The 13,153-nt window shown below is 38.2% G+C and carries 16 protein-coding genes; 3 read left to right on the forward strand and 13 right to left on the reverse strand.

The features are described from left to right. Positions 1-117 precede the first annotated feature (117 nt). Together L2716_RS09645 and gpr are read right to left on the reverse strand one after the other, a co-directional pair. Positions 118-474 carry a DUF3679 domain-containing protein gene (locus L2716_RS09645; protein WP_236334051.1) on the reverse strand — a complete coding sequence of 119 codons (357 nt, stop codon included), beginning with the start codon at positions 472-474 and terminating at the stop codon, positions 118-120. A 78-nt stretch (positions 475-552) separates the two neighbouring features. Continuing rightward, positions 553-1,656 (reverse strand): GPR endopeptidase, encoded by a 1,104-nt coding sequence (gpr, locus tag L2716_RS09650; protein WP_236334053.1) that lies wholly within the window; start codon positions 1,654-1,656, stop codon positions 553-555. A gap of 259 nt (positions 1,657-1,915) precedes the next feature. On the opposite strand from gpr, the gene rpsT reads away from it, so the two are divergent. Further along, complete coding sequence (gene rpsT / locus L2716_RS09655; protein ID WP_236334055.1) at positions 1,916-2,182, forward strand: 30S ribosomal protein S20; 267 nt, start codon at positions 1,916-1,918, stop codon at positions 2,180-2,182. 199 nt (positions 2,183-2,381) lie between these two features. On the opposite strand, the gene holA is transcribed toward rpsT, so the two are convergent. Beyond that, entirely contained in the window at positions 2,382-3,416 is a 1,035-nt protein-coding gene (holA, locus tag L2716_RS09660; protein WP_236334057.1) for a DNA polymerase III subunit delta, read from the reverse strand. Positions 3,417-3,765: 349 nt separating this feature from the next. Between holA and L2716_RS09665 the strand changes: the two genes are divergently transcribed. Next, complete coding sequence (locus tag L2716_RS09665; protein WP_236334059.1) at positions 3,766-3,900, forward strand: YqzM family protein; 135 nt, start codon at positions 3,766-3,768, stop codon at positions 3,898-3,900. A 110-nt stretch (positions 3,901-4,010) separates the two neighbouring features. Here L2716_RS09665 and L2716_RS09670 read toward each other — a convergent pair whose 3' ends face one another. The 3 genes from L2716_RS09670 to L2716_RS09680 all read right to left on the reverse strand — a co-directional run bounded on the left by L2716_RS09670 (position 4,011) and on the right by L2716_RS09680 (position 7,552). Further along, the gene (locus tag L2716_RS09670) at positions 4,011-6,290 is read right to left on the reverse strand and encodes a DNA internalization-related competence protein ComEC/Rec2 (RefSeq protein WP_236334061.1); all 2,280 of its coding nucleotides are present in this window, start codon (positions 6,288-6,290) and stop codon (positions 4,011-4,013) included. A 17-nt stretch (positions 6,291-6,307) separates the two neighbouring features. Beyond that, entirely contained in the window at positions 6,308-6,883 is a 576-nt protein-coding gene (locus tag L2716_RS09675; protein ID WP_236334063.1) for a ComE operon protein 2, read from the reverse strand. 63 nt (positions 6,884-6,946) lie between these two features. Beyond that, positions 6,947-7,552 (reverse strand): helix-hairpin-helix domain-containing protein, encoded by a 606-nt coding sequence (locus L2716_RS09680; protein ID WP_236334065.1) that lies wholly within the window; start codon positions 7,550-7,552, stop codon positions 6,947-6,949. A 115-nt stretch (positions 7,553-7,667) separates the two neighbouring features. Here L2716_RS09680 and comER point away from each other — a divergent pair, with 115 nt between their 5' ends. Continuing rightward, on the forward strand, positions 7,668-8,495 hold the full coding sequence (gene comER, locus L2716_RS09685; protein WP_236334067.1) for a late competence protein ComER: 828 nt from the start codon (positions 7,668-7,670) through the stop codon (positions 8,493-8,495). 160 nt (positions 8,496-8,655) lie between these two features. Here comER and L2716_RS09690 read toward each other — a convergent pair whose 3' ends face one another. Genes L2716_RS09690 through yqeH form a run of 7 tightly spaced genes read right to left on the reverse strand, consistent with a single transcriptional unit; the run spans position 8,656 to position 13,152 of the window. Beyond that, entirely contained in the window at positions 8,656-9,405 is a 750-nt protein-coding gene (locus tag L2716_RS09690; RefSeq protein ID WP_236337847.1) for a class I SAM-dependent DNA methyltransferase, read from the reverse strand. Between the two features lie 13 nt (positions 9,406-9,418). Continuing rightward, positions 9,419-9,772 (reverse strand): ribosome silencing factor, encoded by a 354-nt coding sequence (gene rsfS, locus L2716_RS09695; protein ID WP_236334069.1) that lies wholly within the window; start codon positions 9,770-9,772, stop codon positions 9,419-9,421. Next, positions 9,769-10,344, reverse strand: a complete 576-nt coding sequence (gene yqeK / locus L2716_RS09700) for a bis(5'-nucleosyl)-tetraphosphatase (symmetrical) YqeK (protein WP_236334070.1) — start codon at positions 10,342-10,344, stop codon at positions 9,769-9,771. Before yqeK ends, rsfS begins: the two co-directional genes overlap by 4 nt. Continuing rightward, positions 10,313-10,912 carry a nicotinate-nucleotide adenylyltransferase gene (locus L2716_RS09705; RefSeq protein ID WP_236334071.1) on the reverse strand — a complete coding sequence of 200 codons (600 nt, stop codon included), beginning with the start codon at positions 10,910-10,912 and terminating at the stop codon, positions 10,313-10,315. Before L2716_RS09705 ends, yqeK begins: the two co-directional genes overlap by 32 nt. Before the next feature lie 5 nt (positions 10,913-10,917). After that, complete coding sequence (gene yhbY / locus L2716_RS09710) at positions 10,918-11,211, reverse strand: ribosome assembly RNA-binding protein YhbY (protein WP_236334072.1); 294 nt, start codon at positions 11,209-11,211, stop codon at positions 10,918-10,920. Further along, positions 11,205-12,056: a shikimate dehydrogenase gene (gene aroE / locus L2716_RS09715; RefSeq protein WP_236334073.1), complete on the reverse strand. Its 852-nt coding sequence runs from the start codon at positions 12,054-12,056 to the stop codon at positions 11,205-11,207. The genes yhbY and aroE overlap by 7 nt, the downstream gene beginning before the upstream one ends. Continuing rightward, on the reverse strand, positions 12,043-13,152 hold the full coding sequence (yqeH, locus tag L2716_RS09720) for a ribosome biogenesis GTPase YqeH (RefSeq protein ID WP_236334074.1): 1,110 nt from the start codon (positions 13,150-13,152) through the stop codon (positions 12,043-12,045). The genes aroE and yqeH overlap by 14 nt, the downstream gene beginning before the upstream one ends. Position 13,153 lies beyond the last annotated feature (1 nt).

Genomic DNA, 13,153 nt, shown 5'->3' on the forward strand with positions numbered 1-13,153 from the left:
ACTCCTAAGGTCGTACAACTAAGCTAGCATTGATTATAGCAATAGCCAACGCTTTATTCAATTCTTTCTCTATGTACAAAAAAAGAACTGACCCAAAAGATCAGATCAATTCTTCAATTATGAAAATAAAAAGTATAGGATTTTATTTAAAATAGTGCCGATGATTTCCATAAACAAGGTCAGTATATCACTGATTAACGAAGAAATCATTGCGCCTAATTTCGAAAATAAATTGAATGCTTCAACATTTTCTAATTGTTTCTGTTTTTCCTGTAAATCATGACTCGTAATATTCTGACCAAGAACCTCTGCTTCGACAGCCCCATTCTCCTCTACATTCCATTCTAACGCTCTGTTTTCACTTTCAGAGCCCTTCATTTTATCCATTTGAAAGCCTACTTGTTGCATACCAATTAATATGCCAAACAAGAGAACTGATATTAATACAGAACTTTTCAAGAAGAACCGAATCATGCGACAGCCTCCTTTATTATAAGAAACGCATGCGATCGTGTTGGTACAAGCCTATGCGTATTGCCTGAACGTTAGAACCTAATGTGTATAGGAGCCACTGTTCTGTTGGTCAACCTGCCCGTGTAATGCAGCATTTAAGCCGCCAGCAATCACATTTGCCATATCTTCAATGAATATATCGACCTCTTTTGGTGTCACCATTAAATTATGCCCTAGTGGAGCGAGAACTTCTTTAATGAGTTGACGCTTTTGTTGGTCTTCTAATGTTCCAATCATACCTAAAAACGCTTTACGATTTTCTTCATCGGGTAAATCTTCATCTTTTAGTTCGCGACGCTCTCCAAATGTCATACCTGCTGGCGTAAGCGCTTTGGATGGATCATCTTTCTCATTCATCTCACGACCGAAGTGTTTCAAAATATAATCGATCGTATCACTCGTAATCGTCACTGCGTCTACAACTGTAGGCACTCCAATTGCAATAACAGGGATCCCTAATGAGTCCTTACTTAATTCCTTCCGTTTATTCCCTACACCAGAGCCGGGGTGTATGCCAGTATCGGATATTTGAATCGTCGTATTGACTCTCTCAACCGCTCTCGACGCTAAAGCATCAACAGCTATTACGAAATCTGGCTTTGACTTTTCAATAACACCTACAATAATGTCACTCGTCTCAATCCCTGTAGTTCCCATCACTCCAGGCGCAATTGCACTGACTGGACGAAATCCTTCTTCTACATTTTCTGGAGCCAAATCGAACAAATGTTTCGTGATCAAGAGATTTTCCGTGGTGATCGGGCCCAAAGCATCAGGTGTAATATTGATATTACCTAAGCCTACAATGAGGCAACTTGCTTCCTTTGGGATATTTAATTCGGTCAAGAAGTTATTAAGCTCATGTGAGAAAACGTCCTGGACCCGTTGTTGGAGAGCCGTGTCTTGTTGGCGAATACCTTGCATCTCCATTGTTAAATAGATACCCGGTTTCTTTCCTGTCGCTTTTGCACCAGCTTCCTCAATTTCAACCCTCGTCAACTTGATTCCATCCATTTCTCTTTCTTTAACAATCACGCCATCTATCGTACTTTTCGACTTCTCTTCTTGCTCTTTTGTAATCATTTCATTCGCTTCAATTGCTAAATCCGTTCTCACATTGAACTCTTCTAGCTCTTTATTCATGCTCGCGTCCCACCTCACGTTAAAATTATCGCATTTGTCTTATGATGACCGACCTATTCTTTTTTCATTCTTGGACGATTTGAAATGGATTATACTTAGGTGCTTAGAATACGTAGGAGAGCCTTATAAGCTGTGTGGAAAAAAGTACTTCAGTCCCTTAGGAGTGTAAAAATAGATTGCATTTATACGTTCTGTTTGATAGAATACTTTGTGTTGTATTTCCCGCAATTTCGGTTGCATTTCAAGGAGGTGAACGGAATTGGCTAATATTAAATCCGCTATTAAACGAGTAAAAACAAACGATAAGCGTCGCGCTGTTAATGCATCTTACAAATCAGCAATGCGTACTTCAATCAAGAACTTTGAAACAAAAGTAGCTAACAACGATGTTGAAGGTGCTAAAGAAGCATTTGTAGTAGCAACTAAAAAGCTTGATAAAGCAGCAGGTAAAGGTATCCTTCACAAGAATGCTGCAGCAAGAAAGAAATCAAGTCTTGCAAAGCAACTTAACGGGCTTAGCGCTTAATTGATATGAACGTATTAAACGACCTGACAATAGGTCGTTTTTATTTTTGTCAAAAATAGCAAGAGAATGCTCATTTTGTGATGTATGGTGCGCTTGCGGGTACTGAAAACTGCTCCCGTTCGTTTTCAAGGTGCGAGCAGATTTCCACACCACACTAAATGAAGTCAAAAAAATAAACAGCCTCGGAGGACTGTTCATCTCAATTCACTTGTTTTTCTCTTACGACACTCGTTAGGAAAAGTTCAAGTGTCAACTGTTTATCCCTTTGTCCTGTTTTCATTTCAAAGTCTGCATCAGCTGCTTGAATTAACAGCTTCTTCAACTCTTTCTCGGAAAAGGATCGCCCTTGTTTCGCTGCAATTTTCACAGCATATGGATGAAGTGATAATAAGGATGCCATCTTTTTCTCAGTAAATCCTTGTGTACCAAGTTGTTTCACTTGTAAAATAATACGGATTTGCCTAGCCAGAAGTGCCATCAGTTTTATCGGCTCTTCATTTTGTTTCAATAAATCGTAACAAATTCTGAGCGCTGCATCGATCCGCCTATTTGCAACATGCTCAACCATCGTAAATACATTACTTTCTAATGACCTCGAAATGAGTTCATCGACAGTCTCTGGTTCAATGACCCCATTAACCCCTACATTCAATGCCATTTTATTCACTTCACTAATAAGCATAGCTAAGTTTTCACCTTGCAATTGAATAAGTCTCTCTGCTGCCTCATTCGTAATATGCACGTTCGCCTCTTTAGCAGCATGGTTTACCCATTCCTTTTGCAATTGGATATTCATTTTCTCAGCTTGTATAACATCCCCATGCTTTTTCAGGGCTTTCACAACTTTCTTACGTTCATCAAGCTTTTCATATGGGGCTACAAAGATTACAATTGCATGATCAGTCGGGTTGGATAAATAACTCTCCAGTCTCTTTAAATCATGTTCAACTTTTTGCTTCGCTTTTGTCCCCGTCAAAAAATACGGATTCTGAATGATGACGACTCTGTAGTCACCCATGAATGGAAGTGTTTCAGCATCATCTAATGCGGATTGTATTGTATATTCTTCCATGTCATATGAAGATAGATTAAAGTCAGCTGTACCTTCATCCAGCACAGCTTGGACAATCATTTTTTGAGTATGTTCTAATATGTATTTTTCTTTTCCATATAATAAATAAAGTGAAGAATAGGATTCACTCTTCAGCTTTTTCGTTAGCTCTTTAATGGACAACTTCATCACCTCGCTCTATACTATCTTAAGCATAAATGATAAAATTGCAAAGGTATAGGGGTAAAGGAGGCCTAACCCTTATAGGTAAGCCTCCATTTATATGAACGCTGACGTTTAAGACCCGGGATTCTTAATTGTCAACGATTATACTGTCTTCCCCGTAAGCTTAATGTTATGTTATCCTATGCAGTGTGAAACTATAGGTGTCAACTCTTAACAATATGAACAACATTTTAGTCATTTTGGAAATGACATCTTCGTATAAGTTTCACTTAATCGTAAAAAATAGAGTTATGGATTTTTTGGTTTGAATACCGTATACTTGAGTTGAAACAGGAGGGTTGCGGAAATGAATGAATTTGAAAAAGATGTACAAGCGAAGTCCAATGATGCAATTGAATCCGGTCTTGGTTTCGTATATTCGTTCTTGTTCTTTACAATCATTTTCTTTATCGGTGTGATTATTAAAGCAGTTGCGTTGTAAAACGTAATGAACACTTTAAAAACAAACCCGAAGTCCGTTGGATGGGTACATATACGGAGGTAAAAAGCGAAGGGAGAACCTTCGCTTTTTTTCTATTTATGAAACATTTCTCATTCTCGTACCGTTTTAATCATGTACATATCCGATGAAACCACAACAAGGACAGCACCTGATTCAGCTGTTATATAAGTTCTGATTCCTTTTTCATTTAGCCGCTTTACCACGTCTTCTGATGGGTGATGATACCGATTGTTTTTCCCAACGGATATAATCGCTGCTGAGGGTGTCACATGATCCAAAAAGTCTTCAGAAGTTGAAGTCTTACTACCATGATGAGCAACCTTTAATATATCAATATTTAAAGTAGGATAATGCTGTATCAAGGACAACTCTCTTTCTTCCTCAACATCACCTGTAAACAGAAACCCTTGATCATACACGTTCATATAAAGGACAAGAGAGCGATTATTACTCTCTTGATCGACATTCATGGGAGAGATTAGATGTAAATAAACATGTTTGAATTGCCACTTCATATCTTGTTCAATGTAAGTAATTGGAATTGATCGACTGCCAATTTCATTAATTAATTGTACTTCCCCTTGCTTCCTTGCAGTAGATTGTACATAAACGACACTCTCGACTGCAATTTCATCGATTAACCCTAACGTTCCACCAATATGATCCTGATCACCATGTGTAAGAAATAGTGCATCTATTTGATGGATACCTCTCGCTTTCAAGTATGCTGCCACTATATCTTTTCCTGTATTGAAATCACTTTTCCTTTTCTGCCAACTTTCTTTATCAAACGATAATCGACCACCAGTGTCGATGACATAAACCGCTTTTCTGTATGGTAATTCAATGACAACTGCATCCCCTTGTCCAACATCAAGAAAACTTACATACGCCTTCTTATCCAGTTGAGGATATATGTTCATAAAGCAGATGACCACAAATAGACTTATTATCCCCCATTTCATATACCTTTTCTTTTCCAAAGATAATAAGAATAATAACGAGACAATGATGAGTATGATGATGAAGACGACAGTAGGTCTTCCTATAATCAATTTACCAATTGGTACCTTCTCAATGCTTTCCATACATACATGAATGAACGCAAAACACTTCTCCAAAATGTAACTCATCCACTTCCATAATGGAAGTGATGGGAATATCAGAAATGCGCCATACGTCATTAACACGAAAGGCAAGATCAAAATAGTCATCGCAGGAATGTAGATTATGTTGAGAGGTAAAGACCATAAGGAAAAGGTGTGAAAATTCCAGAGGACGATTGGAAGAGATGCTACTTGTGCTACAAATGACCCTAAGATTAATTGTTGGATCGAGGATTTATTTTTCAAAAGGTATGCATTGGATAAGACAATTGCTACGGTAATGACAAATGAAAGTTGAAATCCGATGTGAAATACATAAAATGGTTTGTACACCAAGAGTCCTAATGCGATGTAACTTAACTGATCGATGACAGGTACCTTCAGCTTCAACAAGGTCAAAATACAGATTAAAGCCGCCATCGCGCCAGCTCTAATAACGGATGGAGCACCTCCTGTAACGATGATCATAACCGGTACCATCAGTAATATTACAATTAGCCCCCTCTCTTTCGTCATACCAAGTCTGATCAATAATAAATATAACATCCCTAAAATGGTGCCTACATGTAGCCCAGATACGACTAGTAAATGAATTAATCCTAATCTTTGGTATTGATCGATTAAATCATCATTTAGATCAGATTTATCCCCAAATATTAAGGTGTTCATAATGGGTGCCAATTGCGATGAGAACGCATCCTTGATTCGTATCATTTGCCCTTGTCTAAAGTGATGGAGTTGATTCAGTACATTTACGTGATCTCTACAGGTAAGCAATTTGTTTGATTTGAATATCCATTCAATGTGATACGTGTGTTTTAAATAGGCCTTGTAATCGAATGAATAGAAATTTCTTGTTTCCATCGGCTGTTCGAACGTACCGTTCAGTTGACAAATGTCCCCGTATGATAAGTTAGTTTGTAAAGCAACTTTCTCAGATTTAGTTGAAATAGAATGATGAACGAGAATGTTATCATCAGTGGAAGTGTTGAAGCGGAAGGACACGAGATCCCCATTTATTTCTGGTATCGACGTAATTTGTCCTGTCAGTTCAGTGGTATTTTCAAGCTCAAGCGTTGAGACATGTAGGTGTGAATAAAGGAGCGTATATCCGATGGATGCTAAATACACGATTAATAGTAATAAAGTACTCGAATGTACGATTTTTTGTTTTCTAACTGCTAAAATAACAACTAAAATGAAAAATAACCACCAACGATCAGAAGATGTGAAAATTCCGATGATGGCGGCTATAACGATCATATGTATAGGTATCATTTCTATAAATGATATTTCTCAGGTTCAAATAGGTGATTGAATTGATTCGTTAACTTTCTAATCGTAGCTTGATCTGCATTTGCTTTTACTAATTCTTCTAACAATTCTTCAGCTAATTCTCTTTTGGAACGGGAGATTAGATCATACTGCTCCTCAAGTGGTACCAATTCTGTATCTACCCCTGATTGTTCGAAGAGCTCTATTGCATAAGGATGATTTTTGTAGTCTTCTGCATAATAAACTTTTTTCATACCACTTTGTATGATGGCCTTACAGCATTGTAGACAAGGAAAGTGGGTTACGTAAATTTCTGCACCAGTTGTAGGTACACCAAACTTTGCACATTGCAATAAAGCATTCATCTCAGCGTGTATCGTTCGTACGCAATGACCATCAATGACATAACACCCCTCATCACGACAATGTACGCCACCAGAAATCGATCCGTTGTAGCCTCCTGCGATGATTCTCTTATCCCTTACGATTGTAGCGCCGACAGATAATCGCTCACATGTACTTCTCAGTGCTAGTAATGAGCTTTGTGCCATAAAATATTGGTTCCAAGTAATCCGACTCAACGAGCAAATCTCCCTTCAATGGTTCTTTTTTTAGTTTATATGTAGTTTTTACTCTATGCAATGTTAATTCGAAACCGTAATGTATTCCTTAAGTTGTTCTACTGTCTTCGCCCCAATACCCGGTACATTCGTCAGCTCATTCACATCCGAAAATGGACCATTTTCCTCTCGATAGTCGATGATCGCTTTCGCTTTTGAAGGACCAATGCCTGGTATTGTTTCTAGCTGTACAGATGTTCCGTTGTTCACATTCACTTTCCCGTCCTCTACTTCATCTTTTTGAATATCTGGTTCTTTCTCACCAACTCGAGGCACATAAATGACCATCTCATCTTTCAGTATTTGTGCAAGGTTTACTCTGCTAGTATCTGCCCCCACTGAAAAACCACCCGCACGGATAATTGCATCATTTACTCGATTACCAGGTTTCATTTCATATACACCAGATGTTTTTACCGCCCCTTTCACATCAACGATCAAACTTGAACTTTTTTGTTCATCAGAAGGTTTGTTCTTTGAATTTGTTTTTGGGATTGCCGTGTTTACAGCTTCGAATCCATCAGGTATTTTCGGTTCACTTTTTTTATCAAATGAATCTTTTCCAATCCAAATCAGTAGTCCTAATAAGACAACCACCACTACAGATAATATTCTTTCGTTTTTAGTCATTTGGTTCCAATTCAGACTCATCACCTCTCATATGTGTTCACGACTGTTTCATACATAATTGATTAAACCTACTCATACATTTGAAGATAGAAGACGGTCAAAAGGAGGGTTATATATGAAAGTAGGTATTATAGGCACAGGGAACATGGGGACGATCTTAATCTCTGCTTTTATCGATTCGTTAGCCGTAAGGCCGTCCGAATTAATGATTATCAATCGTACAGCCAAAAAAGCTGAAGGACTGCAAAGAAAATACCCTGACCTAAAGGTAGGAAAATCAAATAGTGAGGTAGCGGCATTCTCAGATATTTTGTTTATCTGCGTCAAACCACTTGAGTATTACGCATTAATTGAAAGTATTTCTCCTTACTTAAACAGTGAAAAGTTGATTGTATCGATTACAAGTCCGATTTCAGTTGAGCAGCTTGAAGAGTTGACAACATGCTCTGTCGCAAGAGCGATACCAAGTATAACAAACCGCGCTCTATCAGGTGCATCCTTATTGACATACGGAAAAAGGTGCTCACCAGAACAAAAGAGAAATCTAAATCGCCTAATGGGTTCGATTTCTACACCCGTACAGATTGATCAATCGATTACGAGGGTTGCTTCTGACCTCTCAAGCTGCGGGCCAGCATTTTTCAGTTATCTCTTACAAGCTTATATAGATAGTGCTGTAGAAGAAACCAACATATCAAAGGAGCAAGCAACTTATTTAGTTAGTGAAATGGTCATTGGAATGGGGAAGCTTCTTGAGAAGGAAGTCTATACACTACCAACATTATTACAAAAAGTTTGTGTAAAGGGCGGAGTCACAGGAGAAGCATTGAAAGTATTCGATGCGGAGTTAGGCCCTCTCTTCAATCATGTCATCAAGAGGACTCATGCAAAATATGATGAAGATTGCGAATTAGTAGATCAACAATTTACAAAACAATATTAATTCTTCAATTCCCATATTCTCTATATGAATCTAAATTCCTTTAATTATATTTTCGTATTGTGTTAATGAGACACATGGCCTCTAAAAAAAACAAAGGGTAGACCGAACGTGTACTGACTCTGTTCACCTAAAAGTCAGTATGTTAGGTCTACCCTATTTTTCAAGCGTTTTTTCTAGCAATAAAGAACAATCTCTCTGACGTATCGCTCGGTTTTCGTGAGGAAAAATCAGAGGTCACTTCAAGTAATTCGAAACCAGCTATATTCAAGAGTTCCTTATATTTTTCTCTCGAATACGTCACTTGATAATGCGTCTCATCATACCGTTTATATACGGAATCACCTATATGGACAAAGAATGTCAGATCATGTTCAACACTACCCTCTTCAATACCAGGGTGGCATTCCCAGATATAGCTGATCTCTTCTCCATTCATTGTGAATGATTCATCTTTAAAGATCTCTTCCATTTTATATAACGTATGTACGTCAAAAAGAAGCAGCCCACCGTCTTTGAGTGTGGCAGACACACGCTCAAATGTTGATCTTACATCTTCTTCTGTTCGTAAATAATTGAGAGAATCACAAAAGATCAAGGCAGCATCTACTTCAGAAAATCCTTCTAACTCTCTCATATCTTGTTGGAAGAATGGGATTTGAAGGCCTTGAATGTCGGCTTTCTCTCGAGCAATTGAAAGCATTTCATCGGATAGGTCAATCCCTTGAACGGCAAACCCTTCATGGGCAAGACGAGTAGAAATTTCCCCGGTACCACAGCCGATATCTAAAACGGATGTGGAATCCTTAATGCCATATTGATCAATAGCATTCCTAAAGAAACTCACCCACATATCATAAGGCGCATCTTCCATGAGCTGATCATATAATCTTGCAAATTGCTGATAAGTCATGTTTTCATTCATCTTAGGCTAACATCGATGCTACATTCAATGTCGGGGCATCTCCCCACAATTTTTCTAAGTTATAATATGAACGTTCATCTCTATGGAATACGTGAACGATGATATCACCTAAATCAATTAATACCCATCTTGACTTGTCAAGACCTTCTAATCGGTTAATTTCTATTCCATTTTCCTGAGCTTGCGCCTTCAGTTCCCTTGCAATCGCTTCTACTTGCTTTTCTGAATTACCGTGACAAATCATAAAATAATCAGCTACTAGTGAAATACCTTTAACATCTAAAACAACAATATCTTCTGCTCTTTTATCATCAGCAGCCTTTACAGACACTTGTACCAATTCATTTGTATTCATGCGTTATTTCCTCCTTGTTGATGAACAATATCGTTATAGGTGTGTATTGTGCCAGGGTAAACTAATTGGTTACGTCTCATTAAGAAAGTAATTGTATTAATGATCGATTGTTTAACTGCATCGTCAAGATTTTCTTTTGCCAGTTCTCTCACTTCTTCCACACCGGGAAAATGTCTCCCTGGCTCGATATAATCAGCCAGAAAAATGACTTTTTCAAGTACTGACATACCCTTACGTCCAGTTGTATGACTTCTAATCGCTTGTAAGATTTCCTCATCGTTTATGAATGCTTCCTTCTGGATCAAATACGCTCCAACCGGCGCATGCCATAGCTCTGTTCCATAATGAATCAAGTCATCACCTAGGTTTTGGTCTAAAATAATTGACTTCATTTCAGCTTTTGGCCAAAATTTAGCATAATCATGGAAGATTGCAGCTAAACGAGCTTTTTCTACGTTTGCTCCAAATCTTTCCGCTAACTCTACCGCTGTATCCATCACACCAATTGTGTGCTGATATCGATGTTCAGTCAATTGTTCTTTAACAATCTTCAATGCTTGTTCCATCTTCATAAAGACGATTCACCTCTATATACTTCCCAACTCGTTTTGTAACATAATATTGCGTATTCTTCCCTGATTTAAATCGTTCTCGCAGCATCGTAGAAGATAAATCGATCAATGGTGTATCTATGGATTGGATCTGCTGAATAAACGGGGTTTGAAACTTATACCCCGGACGTTTGACACCAACAAACGTAACTAAATTCAACAATGTTTCAATCCGTTCCCAAGTGTGTAACGAATCCACCATATCTCCACCTATGATGAAATAAAATTGAACATTTGGATGCTCATCCTTCAACTGCAAAATGGTGTCGACAGTAAAGGAGGGACCAGGACGATCAAATTCAATCGTTGACACTTCGAAATCTTCACGATCCACGATCATTTCCTCCACCATTGCAACCCGGTGTTTACCCGATGATACTTGCCTGCTTTTATGTGGTGGTGTTGCGCTAGGCATAAACCAAACCTGATCTAAATCACATTGTTCTTTCGCTTCAGATGCAATAATTAAATGACCTAGGTGTGGTGGATCAAATGTTCCACCTAAAATACCAATTTTCCTAGTAGTCATAGGATTTAAGAAGGTAACTCTATCGTCTTTTTTTCTTTAGATTCCTTATAAAGAACAATTGTATTTCCGATCACTTGAACGAGCTCAGCACCTGATCGTTTAGAAAGGTTTTCAGCAACTGTGTCTTTATCTTCTTCACAGTTTTGCAATACGCTTACTTTAATCAATTCTCTTGCTTCTAGTGCGTCTCTAATTTGACCATACATATTCTCATTCGTACCACCTTTACCCACTTGAAAAATCGGGTCTAGGTGATGCGCTTTTGAACGTAAGAAACGTTTTTGTTTTCCAGTTAACATGTTGTATTCCCTCCAAGTTTTTGTTTTACGATTTGCTCCATTAATAATAAATCCGGCTTCTCACCAGTCCACAATTCGAAAGCCAAAGCTGCTTGATGAATGAACATAGGTACCCCATTCTGTACTGTACACCCTTTTCGAATCCCAAGTTTCAAGAATTCTGTCGTTAATGGATTATATATGATATCAACTAAAGTTGTCTTCTGATCCAATAAGGTCGTATCAATTGGCGAGGCGGCTGGATTTGGAAACATCCCGATCGGTGTCGTATTAATTACAATGTCGTATTCCCCTAATTGCCCTTCAGCTTCTTTAGGAGTAAGTACTTCCCCGTTGCTACCCTTCATTAATTCTATTGCTTTCTCCATTGTACGATTGGCGACAGACACTTGATGAACATCATTAAGGAGAAAAGTCTTTACTATAGCTCTTGCAGCGCCACCAGCTCCTAGAACTAGAATGTTTGCCTTCTTAAGATCCTCTTGGTAGTCCAGGATCAGTGATTGATAAAATCCAGGACCATCTGTATTAAATCCTTTCATCCTGCCGTTTTGTATTAAAACCGTGTTGACTGCGCCTATTGCTTCAGCGTAAGGATCGATTTCATCAAGGTATTTCATGATAGATAACTTATGAGGTATCGTTACATTAAATCCAAGACACCCAGTTTGTATCATTTGTTCTACAGCTGTACCTAGTTGCTCAGCAGGCACATGAATCGCTTTGTAAGTCGCTTGTATATGCAGCTTTTGTAAACAAGCATTATGAATATCAGGTGACATTGATTGTGAGATCGGATCTCCAATTACGGCATAATAAGCTTGGACATTGTTAAATAAGTCCATTTCGAATATATACTCCTACTCCCTTTGGTGCATAAGCCGATACGTTCGTTCCAGCTTCCGCTACGGTTACCCAACCTAATCCTGAATAAACGATATCCGTTTTATCTTCCTTAATAGAGAACTCATGCTTTACTAAAGGTGGCAATTGTTCAATATCATTACGGTCTGGAGGGCTCAATAATTCACCTTTCTGATTCTCGTATAGATCAGATGCTTTCTCAAGCTTTGTCCGATGTATAGGAAGTTCGTTGGAGAGATAACAAGTAAACGACTGTCTGTCTCCATGAACGAAATCAAAACGAGCTAACCCACCAAAGAATAAGGTTTGTCCTTCATTTAATTGATATACCTTTGGCTTAACTTCTTTCTTTGGCGTAACTTTCTTAAGGTCTTTCTTATTAATATAATGTGCAAGTTGATGATGATTGATGATACCTGGTGTATCAAATAAGGACTGCTGTTCATCAAGTGGTATTTCAATAAGGTCAAGTGTCGTACCTGGGTAATGAGAGGTCGTAATTAATGAAGCCGTCTCCCCACCAAATTCTTTAATAAGCTGATTGATGAAAGTAGACTTCCCGACGTTCGTTGCTCCAACGATATATACGTCACGATTTCCACGATATTTTTCAATCGCTTCAGCCACTTCCGTAATATTAGACCGCTTTTCAGCACTCATAAGTTCCACATCAATAGGTTTTACACCTTGTTGACTTGCCTCATATTTCATCCAATGTTTGATTTTATTTGGCTTTACTGACTTTGGAAGAAGATCCAACTTGTTTCCTACTAATAAGATTGGATTCTTCCCTACAAATCGATGAATACCTGGCAACCAACTTCCACTAAAATCAAAAATGTCTACAATCTTCACAATAAGTGCATCTTGTGAACCGATTCCAGACAAAATTTTTCGATAATCGTCATCCGTTAGCGAGACATCTTGGACCTCGTTGTAGTGTTTAAGTCGGAAACAACGCTGACAAATAACTTGCTCTCGTTCTAATGCAGAAGGGGGAGCATAACCTAGGCTACCTTTTTCTTCTGTTTGTATAGGTACTCCACAGCCTTCACAATGTATTTCATAATTACTCAAA

The organism is Pseudalkalibacillus berkeleyi, assembly GCF_021608225.1.
GTDB classification, from domain to species: domain Bacteria; phylum Bacillota; class Bacilli; order Bacillales; family Fictibacillaceae; genus Pseudalkalibacillus; species Pseudalkalibacillus berkeleyi.

What these genes read in the sequence shown, in the direction of transcription:
- comER (WP_236334067.1), top strand. Translation starts at nt 7,668, where the DNA reads ATGAAAGTAGGTATTATAGGCACAGGGAACATGGGGACGATCTTAATC.
- rsfS (WP_236334069.1), bottom strand. Translation starts at nt 9,772, where the DNA reads ATGAATACAAATGAATTGGTACAAGTGTCTGTAAAGGCTGCTGATGAT.
- gpr (WP_236334053.1), bottom strand. Translation starts at nt 1,656, where the DNA reads ATGAATAAAGAGCTAGAAGAGTTCAATGTGAGAACGGATTTAGCAATT.
- L2716_RS09705 (WP_236334071.1), bottom strand. Translation starts at nt 10,912, where the DNA reads ATGACTACTAGGAAAATTGGTATTTTAGGTGGAACATTTGATCCACCA.
- yhbY (WP_236334072.1), bottom strand. Translation starts at nt 11,211, where the DNA reads ATGTTAACTGGAAAACAAAAACGTTTCTTACGTTCAAAAGCGCATCAC.
- L2716_RS09645 (WP_236334051.1), bottom strand. Translation starts at nt 474, where the DNA reads ATGATTCGGTTCTTCTTGAAAAGTTCTGTATTAATATCAGTTCTCTTG.
- aroE (WP_236334073.1), bottom strand. Translation starts at nt 12,056, where the DNA reads ATGGACTTATTTAACAATGTCCAAGCTTATTATGCCGTAATTGGAGAT.
- L2716_RS09690 (WP_236337847.1), bottom strand. Translation starts at nt 9,405, where the DNA reads ATGACTTATCAGCAATTTGCAAGATTATATGATCAGCTCATGGAAGAT.
- L2716_RS09670 (WP_236334061.1), bottom strand. Translation starts at nt 6,290, where the DNA reads ATGATCGTTATAGCCGCCATCATCGGAATTTTCACATCTTCTGATCGT.
- L2716_RS09680 (WP_236334065.1), bottom strand. Translation starts at nt 7,552, where the DNA reads ATGACTAAAAACGAAAGAATATTATCTGTAGTGGTGGTTGTCTTATTA.
- yqeK (WP_236334070.1), bottom strand. Translation starts at nt 10,344, where the DNA reads ATGAAGATGGAACAAGCATTGAAGATTGTTAAAGAACAATTGACTGAA.
- L2716_RS09665 (WP_236334059.1), top strand. Translation starts at nt 3,766, where the DNA reads ATGAATGAATTTGAAAAAGATGTACAAGCGAAGTCCAATGATGCAATT.